This is a genomic window from Streptomyces phaeofaciens (assembly GCF_014648915.1).
GTDB lineage: Bacteria > Actinomycetota > Actinomycetes > Streptomycetales > Streptomycetaceae > Streptomyces > Streptomyces phaeofaciens.
The window spans coordinates 116,104-138,552 of the sequence record NZ_BMSA01000005.1 but is presented as its reverse complement, the minus strand read 5'-3'; the positions used below and the strand labels follow the sequence as shown (position 1 = coordinate 138,552).

Here is a 22,449-nt window from a genome sequence, read left to right as displayed (position 1 = left end):
GCTCGCCCGGCGCGATAGGCTCGGCCCACAACTTCGACTTTTCCGATGCAGAGGCACGTTTCAGGGAGCGGGTGCGCAGTGTCCGGTGGAGAGGTGGCCGGCATCCTGGTGGCCGTCTTCTGGGCGATTCTGGTCTCCTTCCTCGCCGTCGCGCTGGCGAGGCTGGCCCAGACGCTCAGGGCGACCACCAAACTGGTCGCGGACGTGACCGACCAGGCCGTCCCGCTGCTCGCCGACGCGTCCGCGACGGTGCGTTCCGCGCAGACCCAGATCGACCGGGTCGACGCGATCGCCTCCGACGTCCAGGAGGTCACGTCGAACGCCTCCGCGCTCTCTTCGACCGTCGCCTCCACCTTCGGCGGTCCCCTGGTGAAGGTCGCCGCCTTCGGTTACGGCGTGCGCCGTGCCCTCGGCGGCCGCAAGAACGACGCGCCCGCCAGGGAGCCCCGGCGTACCGTGATCGTGGGCCGTGCGGTCTCCCGGCGGGAGAAGCGGAACGCCCGTGGAAAGAGGGACTGAGACCTAGCGATGTTCCGCCGTACCTTCTGGTTCACCACCGGTGTCGCCGCCGGGGTGTGGGCCACCACCAAGGTCAACCGCAAGCTGAGGCAGCTGACCCCCGAGAGCCTCGCCGCCACCGCGGCCAACAAGGCACTCGAGACGGGAGCGCGCCTCAAGGACCGCGCGGTGGGCTTCGCGCTCGATGTCCGCGACAACATGGCCCAGCGGGAGGCCGAGCTCGAGGACGCACTCGGTATCGACCAGGATCCCGGACTTCCCGCTCCCCGGCGGTACACCGCCCTCGAGAACAACCGCAGGAACCCGAAGTACATCGAGAACACGACGTACTCGTACGACCGGAATGAGGACCACTGATGGAGTCGGCCGAGATTCGCCGCCGCTGGCTGAGCTTCTACGAGGAGCGCGGGCACACCGTCGTGCCTTCGGCGTCGCTCATCGCGGACGACCCGACTCTGCTGCTCGTCCCCGCCGGCATGGTGCCCTTCAAGCCCTACTTCCTCGGCGAGGTCAAGCCGCCGTGGGCGCGCGCCACCAGCGTGCAGAAGTGCGTGCGCACGCCCGACATCGAAGAGGTCGGCAAGACCACCCGCCACGGCACGTTCTTCCAGATGTGCGGCAACTTCTCCTTCGGTGACTACTTCAAGGAAGGCGCCATCAAGTACGCCTGGGAGCTGCTCACCAGCTCCCAGGACAAGGGTGGCTACGGCCTGGAGCCGGAGAAGCTCTGGATCACCGTCTACCAGGACGACGACGAGGCCGAGCGGCTCTGGCACGAGGTCGTCGGCGTGCCCAAGGAGCGCATCCAGCGCCTCGGCATGAAGGACAACTACTGGTCCATGGGCGTCCCCGGCCCCTGCGGCCCCTGTTCCGAGATCAACTACGACCGCGGCCCCGAGTTCGGCGTCGAGGGCGGCCCCGCCGTCAACGACGAGCGGTACGTGGAGATCTGGAACCTCGTCTTCATGCAGTACGAGCGCGGCGAGGGCATCGGCAAGGACAACTTCGAGATCCTCGGCGAGCTCCCGAGCAAGAACATCGACACGGGCCTCGGCCTGGAACGCCTCGCCATGATTCTGCAGGGCGTGCAGAACATGTACGAGATCGACACCTCGATGGCTGTCATCAAGAAGGCCACCGAGCTGACCGGCGTGGCCTACGGCGACGCCCACGACTCGGACGTGTCCCTGCGCGTGGTCACCGACCACATGCGTACCTCGGTGATGCTCATCGGCGACGGCGTGACCCCCGGCAACGAGGGCCGCGGCTATGTGCTGCGCCGCATCATGCGCCGTGCCATCCGCAACATGCGGCTGCTCGGTGCCACCGGCCCGGTCGTCAAGGACCTCGTCGACACCGTCATCGCGATGATGGGCCGGCAGTACCCCGAGCTGGTCACCGACCGCGAGCGCATCGAGAACGTCGCCCTGGCCGAGGAGAACGCCTTCCTCAAGACGCTGAAGGCCGGCACCAACATCCTCGACACCGCCATCACCGAGACCAAGGCCGGCGGCGGCGCGGTCCTCGCCGGCGACAAGGCCTTCCTGCTCCACGACACCTGGGGCTTCCCGATCGACCTCACCCTGGAGATGGCCGCCGAGCAGGGGCTGTCCGTGGACGAGGACGGCTTCCGCCGCCTGATGAAGGAGCAGCGGGACAAGGCCAAGGCCGACGCCCAGGCCAAGAAGACCGGTCACGCCGGTGCCGGCGCCTACCGCGAGATCGCCGACAAGGCCGGCGAGACCGACTTCATCGGGTACGCGGACACCGCGGGCGAGACCACCGTCGTCGGCATCCTCGTCGACGGCGTCTCCTCCCCGGCCGCCACCGAGGGCGACGAGGTCGAGATCGTCCTGGACCGCACCCCGTTCTACGCCGAGGGCGGCGGCCAGATCGGTGACACCGGCCGCATCAAGGTGGACACCGGTGCCGTCATCGAGATCCGCGACACCCAGAAGCCGGTTCCCGGCGTGTACGTCCACAAGGGCGTCGTCCAGGTCGGCGAGGTCACGGTCGGCGCCAAGGCCCACGCCTCGATCGACCAGCGTCGCCGTACGGCCATCGCCCGCGCCCACTCGGCCACGCACCTCACGCACCAGGCGCTGCGCGACGCGCTCGGCCCGACGGCCGCCCAGGCCGGTTCGGAGAACCAGCCCGGCCGCTTCCGCTTCGACTTCGGTTCCCCGTCGGCCGTTCCGACGGCCGTGATGACCGACGTCGAGCAGAAGATCAACGAGGTGCTCGCCCGCGACCTCGACGTGCGCGCCGAGGTCATGGGCATCGACGAGGCCAAGAAGCAGGGCGCCATCGCCGAGTTCGGCGAGAAGTACGGCGAGCGGGTCCGTGTGGTGACCATCGGCGACTTCTCCAAGGAGCTGTGCGGCGGCACGCATGTGCACAACACCGCCCAGCTGGGTCTGGTGAAGCTGCTCGGCGAGTCCTCGATCGGTTCCGGTGTGCGCCGTATCGAGGCCCTCGTCGGCGTCGACGCCTACAACTTCCTCGCCCGGGAGCACACGGTCGTCGCCCAGCTCCAGGAGCTGATCAAGGGCCGCCCGGAGGAGCTTCCGGAGAAGGTCTCCGCCATGCTCGGCAAGCTGAAGGACGCCGAGAAGGAGATCGAGAAGTTCCGCGCCGAGAAGGTGCTCCAGGCCGCCGCCGGTCTGGTGGAGTCCGCCAAGGACGTCCGCGGTGTCGCCCTGGTGACCGGGCAGGTGCCGGACGGTACGACCCCGGACGACCTGCGTCGGCTCGTGCTCGACGTGCGCGGCCGCATCCAGGGCGGCCGGGCTGCCGTGGTGGCGCTGTTCACGGTCAACAACGGCAAGCCGCTCACGGTCATCGCCACCAACGAGGGCGCCCGTGAGCGCGGCCTCAAGGCCGGCGAGCTGGTCCGTACGGCCGCCAAGACCCTCGGCGGCGGCGGTGGCGGCAAGCCGGACGTCGCCCAGGGCGGCGGCCAGAACCCGGCCGCCGTCGGCGACGCGGTCGACGCGGTCGAGCGGCTCGTGGCCGAGACGGCCAAGTGAGTCAGCCGATGCGCAAGGGCCGTCGGCTCGCGATCGATGTCGGGGACGCCCGGATCGGGGTCGCCTCGTGCGACCCCGACGGGATCCTCGCCACCCCGGTGGAGACGGTCCCCGGCCGTGACCTGCCGGCGGCCCACCGCCGGCTGCGCCAACTGGTCGAGGAGTACGAGCCGATCGAGGTCGTGGTCGGTCTCCCTCGCTCCCTCAAGGGGGGCGAGGGCCCCGCGGCGGCCAAGGTGCGCGGTTTCGCGCAGGAGCTGGCTCGGGGCATCGCACCTGTGTCCGTACGATTGGTGGACGAGCGGATGACGACCGTGACGGCCAGTCAGGGATTGCGCGCCTCGGGCGTGAAATCCAAGAAAGGACGTTCGGTCATCGATCAGGCGGCCGCTGTGATCATCCTTCAGCAGGCCCTGGAATCCGAACGGGTGTCAGGTAAAGCACCGGGCGAGGGCGTCGAAGTGGTCATCTGATCGCGATACGGTAACGTTCCGCGCGATGCGGTGGTGTTCGAACAGCCACCGCACAGAGAGAGGCGGAACCGCGGCCGGCCCGTGCAGGCCGGGTGCTCGCCGCCTCGCGGCTCTAGGGGATCGATGACTGAGTATGGCCGGGGCCCAGGCTCCGAACCGTGGCATCCGGAGGACCCGTTGTACGGGGACGGCGGATGGGAAGGGCAGCAGGCCCAGATGGGTCAACAGCCTGCCTACGGCGGCCAGCCGCAGCACCACCACTACCCGCAGCAGCAGCCGCAGCAGTCGCAGTACGGCGACTGGGGTCACGGACAGGCGCAGCAGTACGACCAGCAGCAGTACGACCAGCAGCAGTACGACGCGCAGCAGTACGAGCAGCAGCAGTACCAGCAGTCCTACGACCAGCAGCAGTTCGCCCCCCAGCAGGGCCAGCACGGTCAGGGCCAGCAGGGCTATCCGGACGGATACCAGGAGGGCGGCTGGGACGGCACCGGCACCCACGCGCACGTTCCGTACGCGGCCGACCCCGGAGATCCCTACGGCCAGCAGGCCGCCGCGTACGGCGCCGAGCAGCCCGATCTGTACGGCACCCCGGACGCCTATCCGCCGCCGGAACCGCCCGCCCGGCGGCGCGCCGAGCCGGAGCCGGAGGCGGAGCCCGAGGAGAAGACCGACTGGGACCCGGGGCCCGACCAGGGCGAGCACGCCTTCTTCGCGGGCGGCGGCGCCGACGACGAGGACGACGAGCCCGAGGGCCGCGGTGACCGGCGGGGCCGTGGCGGCAAAGGAGCCAAGGGCGGCAAGGGCCAGGGCAAGAAGAGCCGCAACGGCTGCGCCTGCCTGGTCGTCGCACTGGTCTTCGTCGGCGGTCTGGGTGGGGTCGCCTACTTCGGTTACAGCTTCTACCAGAATCGTTACGGCACGGCTCCGGACTACGCCGGCGACGGCTCCGGCCAGAACGTGAGCGTGCAGGTGCCCGAGGGGTCCGGCGGCGCGGTCATCGGCCGACTGCTGAAGGACGCCGGTGTCGTGAAGAGCGTCGACGCCTTCGTCTCCGCCTTCACGAGCAATCCCGAGGGCAACAAAATTCAGGCGGGTGCGTACATCCTGAAAAAGGAGATGTCCGCAGAAAGCGCTGTCAAGATGATGCTCGATCCGGACAGCCAGGCGAATGTCATGGTCACTCCCGGTCAGCGCAACATTCAGGTCTACAAGGTCATCGACGAGAAACTCGACCTTACCGCCGGCACCACCCGGAAGATCGCGGAAAAGCAGTTCGAGAAACTCGGGCTGCCCGAATGGGCGAACGGCGAGGACATCAAGGACCCGCTGGAGGGCTTCCTCTACCCCGGCACCTACGCCGCGGCCAAGGGCATGAAGCCCGAGGCGGTCCTGAAGCCGATGGTCGCCGAGGCAACCGAGGTGTACGAGAAGTACGACCTCGAGGAGAAGGCCGAGGCGCTGAAGCTGGACGGGCCGCTCGAGGTCGTCACCGTCGCCAGCCTGGTCCAGGCCGAGGGCAAGACGCTCGACGACTACCGCAAGATGGCGGAGGTCGTCTACAACCGGCTCAAGCCGACGAACACCGAGACCTACCAGTTGCTCCAGTTCGACTCGACCTTCAACTACCTGAGGAACGAGAGCAACATCCAGATCAGCGAGTCCGAGATCAACAGCAACAAGGACCCGTACAACACCTACACCAACAAGGGTCTGCCGCCCGGTCCGATCGGAAACCCCGGTGAGGACGCGCTCAAGGCCACCCTGAATCCCACCAAGTCCGGCTGGATCTACTTCGTGGCGACCGATGGTGTCAGCAAGACCGAATTCGCCAGGACCGCCGCGGAATTCCAGAAGCTCAAGGACAAGTTCAATGCAAGCAGGGGCAACTGACGCCCGCAGGGCCGCCGTCCTCGGCAGCCCCATCGCCCACTCGCTCTCCCCGGCGCTGCACCGCGCCGCGTACGAGGCGCTGGCGCTGACCGGCTGGACGTACGACCGGTTCGAGGTCGACGAGGCGGCCCTGCCCGGCTTCGTCGACGGGCTCGGCCCCGAATGGGCGGGTCTCTCGCTGACCATGCCGCTCAAGCGCGCCGTCATCCCCCTGCTCGACGAGATCAGCGAGACGGCGGCCGCGGTGGACGCCGTCAACACCCTGGTCCTCGGCGAGGACGGCCGCCGCATCGGCGACAACACCGACATCCCCGGCATGGTGGCCGCCCTGCGCGAGCACGGTGTCGAACAGGTCGACTCGGCCGCGATCCTCGGCGCCGGCGCCACCGCCTCCTCGGCGCTGGCCGCGCTGGCCCGGGTCTGCACCGGCGAGATCGTCGCGTACGTGCGCAGCGAGGCCCGCGCCGCCGAGATGCGGCAGTGGAGCGAGCGCCTGGAGGTCGAGGTGCGGATCGCCGACTGGACGGACGCGGCGCAGGCCCTGGGATTCCCGCTGGTCGTGGCGACCACGCCGGCCGGAGCGACCGACGCCCTCGCCGCCGCCGTACCGGAACGGCCCGCCACCCTCTTCGACGTGCTCTACGACCCCTGGCCGACCGAGCTGGCCGCCCGCTGGTCCATGTTCGGCGGGGCCGTCGTCAGCGGGCTCGACCTGCTCGTGCACCAGGCGGTCCTCCAGGTGGAACAGATGACCGGCCGGTCCCCGGCGCCCGTGGAGGCCATGCGCAAGGCGGGCGAGCACGCGCTCGCCGCGCGCCGCGACGGCCGGCCGTGACACTCGCGGACGGCGGCAAGGGCGCGATCGTCGGGGCCTTCGTCAAGCTCCTGCCGGAGTGGCTCCAGTACACGCTGCTCGCGCTGGTCCTGCTGGTCGTCGTCGTGTCCTGGGCACGGTCCGGGAGGCGTACGGCCGCCGCCCGGCGCACGGGTCCCTCCGGCGCGGGCGGACCGCGGCCGCCGAAGCGGCGCGGCGGAGCCGGCTTCCTCGGCGCCCACGCCCCGCGACGGGAGCCGGACCGCACGCGGTGAGCCCCCGCGCCGCGCGCGGCGGTGCCCCCTGACCTGACATCCTTGCGTCCGCTTCGTGGACCGGCGCCGGTCCGGGGCCCGGGACGTGGGAGGATCGGAGACGGCGGGCCGGGGCCGCGCACCCGGTCGACGTCGACGCCGCACGCGACGATCCGCGTGCGCAGGGCAGTACCAGGGCGCGAGACTGAGGAGCATCGTTGAGCAGGCTGCGTTGGCTGACCGCGGGGGAGTCCCACGGTCCCGCACTTGTCGCGACGCTGGAGGGCCTTCCCGCCGGCGTGCCGATCACCACGGAGATGGTGGCCGACCACCTCGCGCGGCGGCGGCTCGGCTATGGACGCGGCGCGCGGATGAAGTTCGAGCGCGACGAGGTCACCTTCCTCGGCGGCGTCCGGCACGGACTCACGCTGGGCTCCCCGGTCGCGGTCATGGTGGGCAACACCGAGTGGCCCAAGTGGGAACAGGTCATGGCGGCCGACCCGGTCGACCCGGAGGTCCTCGCCGGCCTGGCCCGCAACGCGCCCCTGACCCGGCCCCGTCCCGGCCACGCCGACCTGGCCGGCATGCAGAAGTACGGCTTCGACGAGGCCCGGCCGATCCTGGAGCGCGCCTCCGCCCGTGAGACGGCGGCCCGTGTCGCCCTCGGCGCGGTCGCCCGCTCGTACCTCAAGGAGACGGCCGGCATCGAGATCGTCTCCCACGTGGTCGAACTGGCCGCCGCCAAGGCGCCCTACGGCGTCTACCCGACCCCCGCCGACGTCGAGAAGCTCGACGCCGACCCGGTGCGCTGCCTGGACGCGGACGCGTCGAAGGCGATGGTCGCGGAGATCGACCAGGCCCACAAGGACGGCGACACGCTCGGCGGCGTCGTCGAGGTGCTGGCCTACGACGTGCCGGTCGGCCTCGGCTCCCACGTGCACTGGGACCGCCGGCTGGACGCCCGGCTGGCCGCCGCCCTCATGGGCATCCAGGCCATCAAGGGCGTCGAGGTCGGCGACGGCTTCGACCTCGCGCGCGTGCCGGGCTCCAAGGCCCACGACGAGATCGTCACCACGCCCGAGGGCATCCGGCGTTCCACCGGCCGCTCCGGCGGCACCGAGGGCGGTCTGACCACCGGCGAGCTGCTGCGCGTGCGCGCCGCGATGAAGCCGATCGCGACCGTGCCGCGCGCCCTCCAGACCGTGGACGTCGCCACCGGCGAGGCCACCCAGGCGCACCACCAGCGCTCCGACGTCTGCGCGGTCCCGGCGGCCGGCATCGTCGCCGAGGCCATGGTGGCGCTCGTGCTCGCGGACGCCGTGGCCGAGAAGTTCGGCGGCGACAGCGTGCCCGAGACCCGCCGCAACGTCCGGTCGTACCTCGACAACCTGCACATCCGATGAGCGGGCCGCTGGTCGTCCTCGTCGGGCCCATGGGGGTCGGCAAGTCCACCGTCGGGCAGCTGCTGGCCGAGCGGCTCGGCGTCGGCTACCGCGACACCGACGAGGACATCGTGGCCGAGCAGGGCCGCAGCATCGCGGAGATCTTCGTCGACGAGGGCGAGGAGGCCTTCCGCGCGATGGAGAAGCAGGCCGTGCGCCGGGCCCTCGGCGCGCACCCGGGCGTCCTGGCGCTCGGCGGCGGCTCGGTCCTGGACGCGGACACCCGCGCGCTGCTGGCCGGGCAGCGGGTGCTCTATCTGTCGATGGACGTCGAGGAAGCCGTCAAGCGCACCGGCCTCAACGCGGCCCGCCCGCTGCTCGCGGTCAACCCGCGCAAGCAGTGGCGCGAGCTGATGGAGGCCCGCCGCCACCTGTACGAGGGCGTCGCCACGGCGGTCGTGGCCACCGATGGCCGTACCGCCGAAGAGGTCGCCCAAGTCGCCCTGGACGCACTGGAGTTGAAGGACGCATGAGCAGCGAGTCGGTAACACGGATCAGGGTCGGCGGCAGCGCGGGCTCGGAGCCGTACGAGGTCCTGGTCGGCCGTCAGCTCCTCGGTGAACTCGGCGCCCTGATCGGCGACCGCGTCAAGCGGGTCGCCGTGATCCACCCCGAGGCGCTCGCCGAGACCGGCGACGCGCTCCGCGCCGACCTGGCCGGACAGGGCTACGAGGCGGTCGCCATCCAGGTGCCCAACGCCGAGGAGGCCAAGACCGCCGAGGTCGCCGCCTACTGCTGGAAGGCGCTCGGCCAGTCCGGGTTCACCCGCACCGACGTCGTGGTGGGCGTCGGCGGCGGCTCGACCACCGACCTCGCCGGGTTCGTGGCCGCGACCTGGCTGCGCGGGGTCCGCTGGATCGCCGTCCCGACCACCGTGCTGGCCATGGTCGACGCGGCCGTCGGCGGCAAGACCGGCATCAACACCGCCGAGGGCAAGAACCTCGTCGGCTCCTTCCACCCGCCGGCCGGCGTCCTGTGCGACCTGGCCGCGCTGGACTCCCTCCCGGTCAACGACTACGTCTCCGGGCTCGCCGAGATCATCAAGGCCGGCTTCATCGCCGACCCGGTGATCCTCGACCTCATCGAGGCCGACCCCGAGGCCGCCCGCACCCCGGCCGGGCCGCACACCGCCGAGCTGATCGAGCGCTCCATCAAGGTCAAGGCGGACGTCGTCTCCTCCGACCTCAAGGAGTCCGGCCTGCGGGAGATCCTCAACTACGGGCACACCCTCGCGCACGCGATCGAGAAGAACGAGCGCTACAAGTGGCGGCACGGCGCGGCCGTCTCCGTCGGCATGCACTTCGCCGCCGAACTGGGCCGTCTCGCGGGCCGGCTGGACGACGCCACGGCCGACCGCCACCGCACGGTCCTGGAGTCGGTGGGCCTGCCGCTGCACTACCGCTACGACCAGTGGCCCAAGCTGCTGGAGACCATGAAGGTCGACAAGAAGTCCCGTGGCGACCTGCTGCGGTTCATCGTCCTCGACGGGCTGGCCAAGCCGACCGTCATGGAGGGGCCCGACCCGGCGGTCCTGCTCGCCGCCTACGGCGAAGTGGGCCAGTAGGTCCCCAGGGTTCCCTTCCGCCCGATTCGCTCTCCTCGCCGGGCACTTCGGACCGCCCCCGGCCGTTCACCAAACGACGGCCGGGGGCGGTACCGTTCAGAATCGAAAACGGGGGCGCACGCTCCCGTCGTCAGCGCCCATTGCCTGTACGAGACGGAGTGGCACCGGATGCAGCACGCAGTGGGTTCTCCGCTGCCGCCGCCCCACCAGCCGGGGCACGGTCCGGCCGCCGGCTGGTCGCCGGCCGCACACCACCCGGGCCACCAGCCCGGCGGCGCCCCGCAGCATCCGCCGGGTTACCTCGGCGCCGCCCCGTCCGGTCCGGTGCCGCCCGCGCCGCAGCCGCCGGTCCCCCCGGTTCCGCCGCCGCCGGCCCCCCGGCACGCCCCCGTCCCGCCGGGCACCGACACCACCGGACACGTCCCGCTGCCGCCCGGTGGCCCCGTGGCCATGCCCAGCGCACCGCCCGCCGCGACCGCCCCCAACCCGGGGACCACGACCCTCGCGGTGCTGCTCATCGGCCCCGCGGGCGCCGGAAAGACCAGCGTCGCCAAGTTCTGGGCCGACCACCGCCGGGTGCCCACCGCGCACATCAGCCTCGACGACGTCCGCGAATGGGTCCGTTCCGGCTTCGCCGACCCGCAGAGCGGCTGGAACGACCACTCCGAGGCCCAGTACCGCCTGGCCCGTCGCACCTGCGGCTTCGCGGCGCGCAACTTCCTGGCCAACGGCATCTCGTGCATCCTCGACGACGCGATCTTCCCGGACCGCCCGGCCGTCGGCCTCGGCGGCTGGAAGCGCCATGTCGGCCCCGGCCTGCTGCCGGTGGTCCTCCTCCCCGGCCTGGAGGTCGTCCTGGAGCGCAACGCCGAACGCTCCGGCAACCGCCGCCTCACCGACGAGGAGGTCGCCCGCATCCACGGCCGCATGGCCGGGTGGTACGGCTCCGGCCTCCCGATCATCGACAACTCCACGCTGGACGTCCCGTCGACGGCGCGGATCCTGGACGAAGTACTGGCGAGGGCGATCGCGAGCCCGCCGAAGTGGTAGACCCCTCTCCGGGGGCGTGACGGGCGAGCCCACCCGACGCGCGACGGGCTACCACCGGGACTTCTCTCGCCGGCCGGCTCCGGCCGGCTTGCTTCCGCCGGGCCACTCCCGCCGACCGGCTTGCCCGCTCCCACCCCCGCCCCACCCCACTCGGCCCTTTCCAACCGGCGCAATCCGCTCGCCGCTCCTACGCTCGACTCATGTCAGACCTGTACGCGTCCCGCCGAACCCGCCTACGGGAACGCTGCACCGCGGCCGGCAACGCGGCAGCGCTCGTCTCACGCCCCGCCAACGTGAGATACCTCGCGGGCGCGGCCCCCCGAGGCGCCGTCCTGCTCCTCGGCAAGACCGAGGACCTGCTCGTCTGTACGGGCCCGCCCGACGACCGTCCCGAGGAGGGCCGGCCGGACGAGAACCTGCGGGTGCAGTGCCTCCCCGGCGCCGGAGGGGACCCGGCCGTCGCCGCGGCGGATCTCCTCACCGCCCAGGGCGGGGACTCCCTCGCGCTGGAGGAACACCACCTCACCGTCGCCTGCCACCGGCGCCTGCGCTCGGTCGCACCGCGCCTGCGCCTCAGCGACCTCGGCACCGCCGTCGAACAGCTCAGGGTCGTCAAGGACGAGGAGGAGATCTCCTGTCTGCGGATCGGCGCGGAGATCACCGACCAGGCCCTCGGCGAGCTGCTGGAGTCCATCCTCGTGGGCCGCACCGAACGCCATCTCGCCCTCGAACTGGAGCGGCGGCTCGTCGACCACGGCGCCGACGGCCCCGCCTTCCCCACCTCCGTCGCCACCGGCCCGAACTCCGGCCGTCGCGGACACCGGCCCACCGACCGGCGCGTGGAGGAGGGCGATTTCCTGTCCGTGTGCCTGGGGGCGGCCTACCGCGGCTACCGCTGCGAGATCGGGCGCACCTTCGTCATCGGCACGTCCCCCGCCGACTGGCAGATCGAGCTGTACGACCTCGTCTTCGCCGCCCAGCGCGCCGGACGGGAGAGCCTGGCACCCGGTGCCGCCTACCGTGACGTGGACCGCGCGGCACGCCAGGTACTGGACTCCGCGGGGTACCACGAGGGCCTTCCGGCGATCACCGGGCACGGTGTCGGACTCGAAATCGACGAGGACCCGCAGTTGGCTCCCGCAGCCATGGGTAAACTGGACGCTTGCGTGCCGGTCACCGTCGAACCCGGGGTCCACCTCCCGGGCCGGGGCGGCGTCCGGATCGATGACACGCTCGTCGTGCGCCCCGAGGCGGACGGCGGACCCGAGCTACTCACCATCACGACCAAGGAACTGCTCGCACTCTAGGACAGCGTGCGTGCGCCCGGGGTCGTCCACGTCAGTCCAGGAGATTCCGCAACCGTGGCTTCCACGAACGACCTCAAGAACGGCATGGTGCTCAAGCTCGATGGCGGCCAGCTGTGGTCCGTCGTCGAGTTCCAGCACGTCAAGCCCGGCAAGGGCCCGGCCTTCGTGCGCACCAAGCTCAAGAACGTGCTGTCCGGCAAGGTGGTCGACAAGACCTTCAACGCCGGCGTCAAGGTCGAGACGGCCACTGTCGACAAGCGCGACATGCAGTTCTCGTACATGGACGGCGAGTACTTCGTCTTCATGGACATGGAGACCTACGACCAGCTGATGGTCGACCGCAAGGCCGTCGGCGACGCCGCCAACTTCCTGATCGAGGGTTTCTCGGCCACCGTGGCGCAGCACGAGGGCGAGGTGCTCTTCGTCGAGCTGCCCGCAGCCGTCGAGCTCGTCGTCCAGGAGACCGAGCCGGGCCTTCAGGGCGACCGCTCCACCGGTGGCACCAAGCCCGCCACCCTGGAGACCGGTCACCAGATCCAGGTCCCGCTCTTCATCACCACCGGTGAGAAGATCAAGGTCGACACTCGCACCAGCGACTACCTCGGCCGGGTGAACAGCTAACCGTGGCTGCTCGCAACACGGCCCGCAAGCGCGCCTTCCAGATCCTCTTCGAGGGCGACCAGCGTGAAGCCGATGTCCTGACGGTCCTCGCGGACTGGGTTCGGCTCTCCCGGGCCGACACCCGGCAGCCGCCGGTGAGCGAGTTCACGATGCAGCTCGTCGAGGGCTACGCCGGACACGCGAGGCGCATCGACGAGCTGATCGGCCAGTACTCCGTCGGCTGGACGCTCGACCGTATGCCGGTCGTCGACCGCAACATCCTGCGTCTGGGCGCCTACGAGCTGATCTGGGTCGACGAGACCCCGGACGCGGTCGTGCTCGACGAGATGGTGCAGCTGGCCAAGGAGTTCTCCACGGACGAGTCGCCGTCCTTCGTCAACGGCCTGCTCGGCCGGCTGAAGGAGCTCAAGCCGGCGCTGCGACGCGACTAGCCGACCGTCCGACCGGCCGATCATCGCACCGGCCGTCGGGAGTGCCGGGGAACTGTGGGCCGTACGAGGCCTGTGGGCCCCCTGGGGCCCGTCGCACGGTGCCCGGCGCCCCTGAGGGGCGTGAACTCGCCTGAGGGCCCACAGCACACGCTGTGGGCCCTCAGGCGTTCCCGCGACGAAAGCATGCGCGGCGCACCGCGTACAGCAAACCGGGGTGGCCGGAACCGTCAAGTTCCGGCCACCCCGGCGGCACGTTTCTGCTGAGACGCCGAGGCGCTCAGTTCTCCTCGTGGGACACCGCGCGACGCGCGTCCGCGTCCAGCACGCCCCAGCTGATCAGCTGCTCGGTGAGGACCGAGGGCGACTGGTCGTAGATGACGGCGAGCGTGCGCAGGTCGTCCTGGCGGATCGAGAGCACCTTGCCGTTGTAGTCACCGCGCTGGGACTGGATCGTCGCCGCGTAGCGCTGGAGGGGACCCGCCTTCTCGACCGGTACGTGGGCCAGTCGCTCCAGGTCCAGGACCAGCTTCGGCGGCGGCTCGGCGGCGCCGCCCGGGGTGGTGCCCGGCAGCAGCTCCTGCACGGGGACGCCGTAGAAGTCCGCCAGCTCGGCAAGGCGCTGCACGGTGACGGCGCGGTCGCCGCGCTCGTACGAACCGACCACGACCGCCTTCCAGCGTCCCTGGGACTTCTCCTCGACACCGTGGAGGGAAAGGCCCTGCTGGGTGCGGATCGCCCGGAGCTTGGCCCCGAGCTGTTTGGCGTATTCGCTGGACATATAGCTCCCCGGCACTGGGTCGACGCAACTGGCTTTGGTTCCATGCCGCGCGGCTGGTAACTCATTGTGAGGTTACGCAGCGTGATTCTTCTGCGTCAAGCCGAATGGTCCACACCGACTCTTCCGTGGTATCGATGGCCGATTACTCCAAGGGGGTGATCAGGGGGGTCGTTCCCGCCTGCTACGGTGGATGGCGCAAACCCGACGTCCTTTAAGATCCGTCCCGTGAGGCGGAGAAGGAGGTCCTTCTCGTATGGACACCCACACCTCCGATGCCCGGCCCGTTCTCGAAGGCCCCGACATCGCGCGGGTACTGACCCGCATCGCCCACGAGATCGTCGAGCGCGCCAAGGGCGCCGACGACGTGGTGCTCCTCGGCATCCCGACCCGGGGCGTCTTCCTCGCCCAGCGGCTCGCCGCCAAGCTCGAGGAGATCACCGACCGCAAGATCCCGGTCGGCTCCCTCGACATCACCATGTACCGCGACGATCTGCGCATGCACCCGCCGCGTGCGCTGGCCCGCACCGAGATCCCCGGTGACGGCATCGACGGCCGCCTGGTCGTCCTCGTCGACGACGTGCTCTTCTCCGGCCGCACCATTCGCGCCGCACTCGACGCCCTGAACGACATCGGGCGCCCGCGCGCGGTGCAGCTCGCGGTCCTGGTCGACCGCGGCCACCGCGAACTGCCCATCCGCGCCGACTACGTCGGCAAGAACCTCCCCACGTCGCTGCGGGAGACGGTCAAGGTCCAGCTCGCCGAGGAGGACGGTCGCGACACCGTGCTGCTCGGCGCCAAGCGGACCCCCTAGCGGACGCACCGCGTACGGCACCGCCGTACGCCGCTTCGGCACGCCCCGGTCCGCCCGGGACGTGCCCCGCGCGGGGCGACACCGCCGGACCCCGCTCCCCCTTCACCTGAACTGCCTTACGGAGCCTGACAGATGCTGCGTCATCTCATCTCGGCCGCCGACCTCACCCGCGACGACGCCGTCCTGATCCTCGACACCGCCGAGGAGATGGCCCGGGTGGCCGACCGGCCGATCAAGAAACTGCCGACCCTGCGCGGCCGTACGGTCGTCAACCTCTTCTTCGAGGACTCCACCCGGACCCGGATCTCCTTCGAGGCCGCGGAGAAGCGCCTCTCCGCCGATGTCATCAACTTCTCCGCCAAGGGATCGAGCGTGTCCAAGGGCGAGTCCCTGAAGGACACCGCCCAGACGCTGGAGGCCATGGGCGTCGACGCCGTCGTCATCCGGCACGGCGCCTCCGGGGCCCCCTACCGCCTCGCCACCTCCGGGTGGATCGACGCGGCCGTCATCAACGCCGGTGACGGCACCCACCAGCACCCCACCCAGGCCCTGCTGGACGCCTTCACCATGCGCCGCCGGCTGATCGGCCGGGACGCCGGGCTCGGGCAGGACCTCGCCGGCCGGCGGATCACGATCGTCGGGGACATCCTGCACAGCCGGGTCGCCCGCTCCAACGTCGACCTGCTGCACACCCTCGGCGCCGAGGTCACCCTGGTCGCCCCGCCCACCCTGGTCCCGGTCGGCGTCGAGCACTGGCCCTGCGAGGTGTCGTACGACCTCGACAGCACCCTGCCGAAGTCCGACGCCGTGATGATGCTGCGCGTCCAGCGGGAGCGGATGAACGCCGCCTTCTTCCCCACCGAGCGCGAGTACTCCCGGCGCTACGGCCTCGACGGCGACCGGATGGCGCGGATGCCCGAGCACGCCATCGTGATGCACCCCGGCCCGATGGTCCGGGGCATGGAGATCACCGCCGAGGTCGCCGACTCCGACCGCTGCACCGTCGTGGAGCAGGTCGCCAACGGCGTGTCCATCCGGATGGCCGTCCTCTACCTGCTGCTGGGCGGCAACGAGTCCGCCGTCAGCCACGCCCGTACCACCGAGGGGAAGTAAGAACGATGAGCAAGATCCTGATCCGTGGTGCGAAGGTGCTCGGCGGCGACGCGCAGGACGTCCTGATCGACGGCGAGATCATCGCCGAGGTGGGCCAGGGGCTGTCCGCCGAGGGCGCCGAGGTCGTCGAGGCCGCCGGCCGGGTGCTGCTGCCCGGTCTGGTCGACCTGCACACCCATCTGCGCGAGCCGGGCCGCGAGGACTCCGAGACCGTGCTGACCGGTACCCGCGCGGCGGCCTCCGGCGGCTACACGGCCGTCTTCGCCATGGCCAACACCTTCCCGGTCGCCGACACGGCCGGTGTCGTCGAGCAGGTCTACCGGCTCGGCCGGGAGCACGGTTACTGCGACGTGCAGCCGATCGGCGCCGTCACGGTCGGCCTGGAGGGCCGCAAGCTCGCCGAGCTGGGCGCGATGCACGAGTCGGCCGCCGGTGTCACCGTCTTCTCCGACGACGGCAAGTGCGTCGACGACGCCGTGATCATGCGGCGCGCGCTGGAGTACGTGAAGGCCTTCGGCGGAGTCGTCGCCCAGCACGCCCAGGAGCCCCGGCTGACCGAGGGCGCCCAGATGAACGAGGGCGTCGTCTCCGCCGAGCTGGGCCTCGGGGGCTGGCCCGCGGTGGCCGAGGAGTCGATCATCGCCCGGGACGTCCTGCTCGCCGAGCACGTCGGCTCCCGCGTCCACATCTGCCACCTGTCGACCGCCGGCAGCGTCGAGATCGTCCGCTGGGCCAAGTCCCGCGGCATCGACGTCACCGCCGAGGTCACCCCGCACCACCTGCTCCTCACCGACGAGCTGGTGCGGACGTACAACCCGGTCTACAAGGTCAACCCGCCGCTGCGCACCGAGCGCGACGTGCTGGCCCTGCGCGAGGCGCTCGCCGACGGCACGATCGACATCGTCGCCACCGACCACGCCCCGCACCCGCACGAGGACAAGGACTGCGAGTGGGCCGCGGCCGCCATGGGCATGGTCGGCCTGGAGACCGCGCTGTCGGTGGTCCAGGAGACGATGGTGGACACGGGCCTGCTGACCTGGGCCCAGGTCGCCGACCGCATGTCCTTCCGGCCCGCCGGGATCGGGCAGGCCAAGGGCCATGGACGCCCCGTCTCGGCAGGTGAGCCCGCCAACCTCACGCTCGTCGACACGGCATACCGTGGGTCCGTGGACCCCGCGGGCTTCGCCTCGCGCAGCCGGAACACCCCGTACGAGGGGCGCGAGCTGCCGGGCCGTGTGACGCACACCTGGCTCCGGGGCAAGGCCACGCTCGTCGACGGGAAGCTCACGTGACATCTGCTGCACTCCTGCTCGCGGCCGACCAGAAGTCGGCCGAAGTGACCGACTGGGCGGCGCGCGCCGGCTGGGTCGTCGGTCTGCTGCTGTTCATCGCGCTCGTCTACTGGCTGATGCGCGAGGGCTGGAAGTGGCGCGGCACGCTCCAGGGCGACCTGCCCGAGCTCCCCACCGCGCCGGACGAGCCCGGCCCGGCGAGACTGGGCATGAGCGGCCGCTACCACGGCTCCACCACGGCGGGGCAGTGGCTCGACCGCATCGTGGCGCACGGCCTGGGCACCCGCAGCCGCGTCGAGCTGACGCTCACGGACGCGGGCCTGGACGTCGTACGCCCCGGCGCGACCGACTTCTTCATCCCCGCCGCCGCGCTGCGCGAGGCCCTGCTCGGCAAGGGCATCGCGGGCAAGGTGCTCACCGAGGGCGGACTGCTCCTGGTGACCTGGGCGCACGGCGACAGGCTGATCGACTCCGGCTTCCGCTCCGACCACGCGGCGGAGCACACGGAGTGGGTCGCCGCCATCAACTCCATGATCAACGAGACGCACACAACGGAAGGCGCACGATGACGACCTCCACAAGGGGAGCCACCAAGGCTCCCGCCGTACTTGTCCTGGAGGACGGCCGGGTTTTCCGCGGCCGTGCCTACGGGGCCGTGGGGGAGACCTTCGGTGAAGCGGTGTTCTCCACCGGCATGACCGGCTACCAGGAGACCCTGACCGACCCGTCGTACGACCGCCAGATCGTCGTCGCGACCGCCCCGCAGATCGGCAACACCGGCTGGAACGACGAGGACGACGAGTCCGGCCGCATCTGGGTCTCCGGCTATGTCGTGCGCGACCCCGCGCGCGTGCCGTCCAACTGGCGCGCCAAGCGCTCCCTGGACGACGAGCTGGTGGCGCAGAACGTCGTCGGCATCTCCGGCATCGACACCCGCGCCCTCACCCGCCACCTGCGCGAGCGCGGCTCCATGCGCGCCGGCATCTTCTCCGGCGAGGCGGTCGGCCCCGACAGCGAACTCCTCGCGCGCGTGCAGACCCAGCCCCACATGAAGGGCCTGAGCCTGTACGAGGAGGTCGCCACCAAGGAGGCCTACGTCGTCCCGGCGATCGGTACGAAGAGGTTCACCGTCGCCGCCGTCGACCTCGGCATCAAGGGCATGACCCCGCACCGCATGGCCGAGCGCGGCATCGAGGTGCACGTGCTGCCGGCCACCGCCTCGGCGGACGACATCTACGCCGTGAACCCCGACGGGGTGTTCTTCTCCAACGGCCCGGGCGACCCCGCCACCGCCGACGGCCCCGTCGCGCTGATGACCGCCGTCCTGGAGCGCCGGACGCCGCTGTTCGGCATCTGCTTCGGCAACCAGATCCTCGGCCGCGCCCTCGGCTTCGGCACCTACAAGCTGAAGTACGGCCACCGGGGCATCAACCAGCCCGTCCAGGACCGAACGACCGGCAAGGTCGAGGTCACCGCGCACAACCACGGCTTCGCCGTGGACGCGCCGCTCGACCGGGTCAGCGAGACGCCGTTCGGCCGCGCCGAGGTGTCCCACGTCTGTCTGAACGACGACGTCGTGGAGGGGCTCCAGCTGCTCGACCAGCCCGGCTTCTCCGTCCAGTACCACCCCGAAGCGGCAGCCGGCCCGCACGACGCCGCCTACCTGTTCGACCGCTTCGTATCCCTGATGGAGGGCCAGCGTGCCTAAGCGCACCGATATCCAGTCCGTCCTGGTCATCGGCTCCGGCCCGATCGTCATCGGCCAGGCCGCCGAGTTCGACTACTCCGGCACCCAGGCGTGCCGCATCCTGCGCGCCGAGGGCCTGCGGGTGATCCTGGTCAACTCCAACCCGGCGACGATCATGACCGACCCGGAGATCGCCGACGCCACCTACGTCGAGCCGATCACCCCGGAGTTCGTCGAGAAGATCATCGCCAAGGAGCGCCCCGACGCCCTGCTGCCCACCCTGGGCGGCCAGACGGCCCTCAACACGGCCATCTCGCTGCACGAGGCCGGCACGCTGGAGAAGTACGGCGTCGAGCTGATCGGCGCCAACGTCGAAGCCATCAACAAGGGCGAGGACCGCGACCTCTTCAAGGGCGTGGTCGAGGCCGTCCGCGAGAAGATCGGGCACGGCGAGTCCGCCCGCTCGGTCATCTGCCACACCATGGAGGACGTCCTCGCGGGCGTCGAGACGCTCGGCGGCTACCCGGTCGTCGTCCGCCCCTCCTTCACCATGGGCGGCGCCGGTTCCGGCTTCGCGCACGACGAGGAGGAGCTGCGCCGCATCGCCGGGCAGGGCCTCACCCTCTCGCCGACCACCGAGGTGCTCCTGGAGGAGTCCATCCTCGGCTGGAAGGAGTACGAGCTGGAGCTGATGCGCGACAAGCACGACAACGTCGTGGTCGTCTGCTCCATCGAGAACTTCGACCCCATGGGCGTGCACACCGGCGACTCGATCACCGTCGCCCCGGCGATGACGCTGACCGACCGCGAGTACCAGATCCTGCGGGACATCGGTATCGCCGTGATCCGCGAGGTCGGCGTGGACACCGGCGGCTGCAACATCCAGTTCGCGGTGAACCCCGAGGACGGCCGGGTCATCGTCATCGAGATGAACCCGCGCGTGTCGCGGTCCTCGGCGCTCGCCTCCAAGGCGACCGGCTTCCCGATCGCCAAGATCGCGGCCAAGCTCGCCGTCGGTTACACCCTCGACGAGATCCCGAACGACATCACGCGGGAGACCCCGGCCTCCTTCGAGCCGACGCTCGACTACGTGGTCGTCAAGGCCCCGCGCTTCGCCTTCGAGAAGTTCCCGTCCGCCGACTCCACCCTCACGACCACCATGAAGTCGGTCGGCGAGGCCATGGCCATCGGCCGGAACTTCACCGAGGCCTTCCAGAAGGCGCTGCGCTCGCTGGAGAAGAAGGGCAGCCAGTTCACCTTCGTCGGCGAGCCCGGCTCCGGCAAGAGCAAGGCCGAGCTGCTGCGCGAGTCGGTCCGCCCCACCGACGGCCGGATCAACACCGTCATGCAGGCCATCCGCGCGGGCGCCACGCCCGAGGAGATCTTCGAGTTCACGAAGATCGACCCCTGGTTCGTCGACCAGCTCTTCCTGATCAAGGAGATCGCGGACGAGCTGGCGCAGGCCCCGGAGCTGACCTCGGAGCTGCTGGCCGAGGCCAAGCGGCACGGCTTCTCCGACCAGCAGATCGCCGAGATCCGCGGGCTGCGCGAGGACGTCGTGCGCGAGGTCCGCCACGCGCTGGGCGTGCGCCCGGTCTACAAGACGGTCGACACCTGCGCCGCCGAGTTCGCCGCGAAGACCCCGTACTTCTACTCCTCCTACGACGAGGAGAACGAGGTCGCGCCGCGCGAGAAGCCCGCCGTGATCATCCTGGGCTCGGGTCCGAACCGCATCGGCCAGGGCATCGAGTTCGACTACTCCTGCGTGCACGCGTCCTTCGCGCTGTCGGACGCCGGGTACGAGACGGTGATGGTCAACTGCAACCCGGAGACCGTCTCCACCGACTACGACACCTCCGACCGCCTGTACTTCGAGCCGCTGACGCTCGAGGACGTGCTGGAGATCGTCCACGCGGAGGCGCAGGCCGGGCCGATCGCCGGCGTCGTCGTCCAGCTCGGCGGCCAGACCCCGCTGGGCCTGGCGCAGGCGCTGAAGGACAACGGCGTGCCGATCGTCGGCACCCCGCCGGAGGCCATCCACGCGGCCGAGGACCGGGGCGCGTTCGGCCGCGTGCTGGCCGAGGCGGGCCTGCCGGCCCCGAAGCACGGCACCGCCACCACCTTCGTCGAGGCCAAGGCCATCGCGGACGAGATCGGCTACCCGGTCCTGGTCCGGCCCTCCTACGTGCTGGGCGGCCGCGGCATGGAGATCGTCTACGACGAGACCCGGCTGTCCGCCTACATCGCCGAGTCGACCGAGATCAGCCCGACCCGGCCGGTCCTCGTCGACCGCTTCCTCGACGACGCGATCGAGATCGACGTCGACGCGCTCTACGACGGTCAGGAGCTGTACCTCGGCGGCGTCATGGAGCACATCGAGGAGGCCGGCATCCACTCCGGCGACTCGGCCTGCGCCCTGCCCCCGATCACCCTGGGCGGCTTCGACATCAAGCGCCTGCGGGCCTCCACCGAGGCCATCGCCAAGGGCGTCGGCGTCCGCGGCCTGATCAACATCCAGTTCGCGATGGCCGGCGACATCCTCTACGTGCTGGAGGCCAACCCGCGCGCGTCCCGTACGGTCCCCTTCACCTCGAAGGCGACCGCGGTGCCGCTGGCGAAGGCCGCCGCCCGGATCTCGCTGGGCGCGACCATCGCCGAGCTGCGCACCGAGGGGCTGCTCCCGGCCACCGGCGACGGCGGCGAGCTGCCGCTGGACGCGCCGATCTCCGTCAAGGAGGCCGTGATGCCGTGGAGCCGCTTCCGGGACACCTCCGGGCGCGGTGTGGACACCGTCCTGGGCCCGGAGATGCGCTCCACCGGCGAGGTCATGGGCATCGACTCCGTCTTCGGCACGGCGTACGCCAAGTCGCAGGCTGGCGCGTACGGGCCGCTGCCCACCAAGGGGCGGGCGTTCATCTCGGTGGCCAACCGGGACAAGCGCTCGATGATCTTCCCGGCGCGTGAACTGGTCGCCCACGGCTTCGAGCTGATGGCCACCTCCGGCACGGCCGAGGTCCTCAGGCGCAACGGCATCAACGCCACGGTCGTGCGCAAGCAGTCCGAGGGCACCGGCCCCAACGGCGAGAAGACCATCGTCCAGCTCATCCACGACGGCGAGGTCGACCTCATCGTCAACACCCCGTACGGCACCGGCGGCCGCCTCGACGGCTACGACATCCGTACGGCCGCCGTGGCGCGGTCCGTGCCGTGCCTGACGACGGTCCAGGCGCTCGCCGCCGCCGTCCAGGGCATCGACGCCCTCAACCACGGAGACGTGGGCGTCCGCTCGCTCCAGGAACACGCGGCACACCTGACCGCGGCCCGCGACTAGCAGCCGACGAGGGGGACACCGGAAACGGTGTCCCCCTCTG

Annotated in this window: 21 protein-coding genes; 20 read left to right on the top strand and 1 reads right to left on the bottom strand. The window is 70.8% G+C overall.

Features of this window, described 5'->3' with window-relative positions; all coding sequences use genetic code 11:
- Positions 1 to 78 precede the first annotated feature (78 nt).
- From IE275_RS12105 to nusB, 14 genes are all read left to right on the top strand, one after another.
- Positions 79 to 519 carry a DUF948 domain-containing protein gene (locus tag IE275_RS12105; RefSeq protein WP_189710761.1) on the top strand — a complete coding sequence of 147 codons (441 nt, stop codon included), beginning with the start codon at positions 79 to 81 and terminating at the stop codon, positions 517 to 519.
- Positions 520 to 528: 9 nt separating this feature from the next.
- Complete coding sequence (locus IE275_RS12100) at positions 529 to 876, top strand: hypothetical protein (protein WP_189710759.1); 348 nt, start codon at positions 529 to 531, stop codon at positions 874 to 876.
- On the top strand, positions 876 to 3,548 hold the full coding sequence (gene alaS, locus IE275_RS12095; protein ID WP_189710757.1) for an alanine--tRNA ligase: 2,673 nt from the start codon (positions 876 to 878) through the stop codon (positions 3,546 to 3,548). The genes IE275_RS12100 and alaS overlap by 1 nt, the downstream gene beginning before the upstream one ends.
- Before the next feature lie 8 nt (positions 3,549 to 3,556).
- Positions 3,557 to 4,021, top strand: coding sequence for a Holliday junction resolvase RuvX (ruvX, locus tag IE275_RS12090; protein ID WP_189710755.1), 465 nt, complete (start codon positions 3,557 to 3,559; stop codon positions 4,019 to 4,021).
- A gap of 123 nt (positions 4,022 to 4,144) precedes the next feature.
- Complete coding sequence (mltG, locus tag IE275_RS12085; protein ID WP_189710753.1) at positions 4,145 to 5,914, top strand: endolytic transglycosylase MltG; 1,770 nt, start codon at positions 4,145 to 4,147, stop codon at positions 5,912 to 5,914.
- Positions 5,895 to 6,749, top strand: a complete 855-nt coding sequence (locus IE275_RS12080; RefSeq protein WP_189710751.1) for a shikimate dehydrogenase — start codon at positions 5,895 to 5,897, stop codon at positions 6,747 to 6,749. The genes mltG and IE275_RS12080 overlap by 20 nt, the downstream gene beginning before the upstream one ends.
- Positions 6,746 to 7,003: a hypothetical protein gene (locus tag IE275_RS12075; protein WP_189710749.1), complete on the top strand. Its 258-nt coding sequence runs from the start codon at positions 6,746 to 6,748 to the stop codon at positions 7,001 to 7,003. The genes IE275_RS12080 and IE275_RS12075 overlap by 4 nt, the downstream gene beginning before the upstream one ends.
- A gap of 197 nt (positions 7,004 to 7,200) precedes the next feature.
- Positions 7,201 to 8,385, top strand: a complete 1,185-nt coding sequence (gene aroC, locus IE275_RS12070) for a chorismate synthase (RefSeq protein WP_189710747.1) — start codon at positions 7,201 to 7,203, stop codon at positions 8,383 to 8,385.
- A complete protein-coding gene (locus IE275_RS12065) occupies positions 8,382 to 8,897 on the top strand; it encodes a shikimate kinase (protein ID WP_189710745.1) in 516 nt (171 codons plus the stop codon). The genes aroC and IE275_RS12065 overlap by 4 nt, the downstream gene beginning before the upstream one ends.
- Positions 8,894 to 9,988 (top strand): 3-dehydroquinate synthase, encoded by a 1,095-nt coding sequence (gene aroB / locus IE275_RS12060; RefSeq protein WP_189710743.1) that lies wholly within the window; start codon positions 8,894 to 8,896, stop codon positions 9,986 to 9,988. Before IE275_RS12065 ends, aroB begins: the two co-directional genes overlap by 4 nt.
- Positions 9,989 to 10,156: 168 nt before the next feature.
- Positions 10,157 to 11,038 (top strand): Pro-rich N-terminal domain-containing protein, encoded by an 882-nt coding sequence (locus IE275_RS12055; protein ID WP_189710741.1) that lies wholly within the window; start codon positions 10,157 to 10,159, stop codon positions 11,036 to 11,038.
- 200 nt (positions 11,039 to 11,238) lie between these two features.
- Complete coding sequence (locus IE275_RS12050; RefSeq protein WP_189710739.1) at positions 11,239 to 12,345, top strand: aminopeptidase P family protein; 1,107 nt, start codon at positions 11,239 to 11,241, stop codon at positions 12,343 to 12,345.
- 54 nt (positions 12,346 to 12,399) lie between these two features.
- A complete protein-coding gene (gene efp / locus IE275_RS12045) occupies positions 12,400 to 12,966 on the top strand; it encodes an elongation factor P (RefSeq protein ID WP_189710737.1) in 567 nt (188 codons plus the stop codon).
- A 2-nt stretch (positions 12,967 to 12,968) separates the two neighbouring features.
- Complete coding sequence (gene nusB / locus IE275_RS12040; protein WP_189710735.1) at positions 12,969 to 13,397, top strand: transcription antitermination factor NusB; 429 nt, start codon at positions 12,969 to 12,971, stop codon at positions 13,395 to 13,397.
- 277 nt (positions 13,398 to 13,674) lie between these two features.
- Here nusB and bldD read toward each other — a convergent pair whose 3' ends face one another.
- Complete coding sequence (bldD, locus tag IE275_RS12035) at positions 13,675 to 14,175, bottom strand: transcriptional regulator BldD (RefSeq protein ID WP_030785871.1); 501 nt, start codon at positions 14,173 to 14,175, stop codon at positions 13,675 to 13,677.
- Positions 14,176 to 14,428: 253 nt separating this feature from the next.
- On the opposite strand from bldD, the gene pyrR reads away from it, so the two are divergent.
- The 6 genes from pyrR (at position 14,429) to carB (ending at position 22,409) form a co-directional block, all read left to right on the top strand.
- Entirely contained in the window at positions 14,429 to 14,986 is a 558-nt protein-coding gene (gene pyrR, locus IE275_RS12030) for a bifunctional pyr operon transcriptional regulator/uracil phosphoribosyltransferase PyrR (protein WP_189710733.1), read from the top strand.
- 132 nt (positions 14,987 to 15,118) lie between these two features.
- The gene (locus tag IE275_RS12025; protein WP_189710731.1) at positions 15,119 to 16,099 is read left to right on the top strand and encodes an aspartate carbamoyltransferase catalytic subunit; all 981 of its coding nucleotides are present in this window, start codon (positions 15,119 to 15,121) and stop codon (positions 16,097 to 16,099) included.
- 5 nt (positions 16,100 to 16,104) lie between these two features.
- Positions 16,105 to 17,391 (top strand): dihydroorotase, encoded by a 1,287-nt coding sequence (locus IE275_RS12020; protein WP_189710729.1) that lies wholly within the window; start codon positions 16,105 to 16,107, stop codon positions 17,389 to 17,391.
- A complete protein-coding gene (locus IE275_RS12015) occupies positions 17,388 to 17,960 on the top strand; it encodes a PH-like domain-containing protein (RefSeq protein WP_189710727.1) in 573 nt (190 codons plus the stop codon). Before IE275_RS12020 ends, IE275_RS12015 begins: the two co-directional genes overlap by 4 nt.
- Positions 17,957 to 19,099 carry a glutamine-hydrolyzing carbamoyl-phosphate synthase small subunit gene (gene carA / locus IE275_RS12010; protein ID WP_189710725.1) on the top strand — a complete coding sequence of 381 codons (1,143 nt, stop codon included), beginning with the start codon at positions 17,957 to 17,959 and terminating at the stop codon, positions 19,097 to 19,099. Before IE275_RS12015 ends, carA begins: the two co-directional genes overlap by 4 nt.
- Positions 19,092 to 22,409, top strand: a complete 3,318-nt coding sequence (gene carB, locus IE275_RS12005) for a carbamoyl-phosphate synthase large subunit (RefSeq protein WP_189710723.1) — start codon at positions 19,092 to 19,094, stop codon at positions 22,407 to 22,409. The genes carA and carB overlap by 8 nt, the downstream gene beginning before the upstream one ends.
- The last annotated feature ends 40 nt before the right edge of the window (positions 22,410 to 22,449 follow it).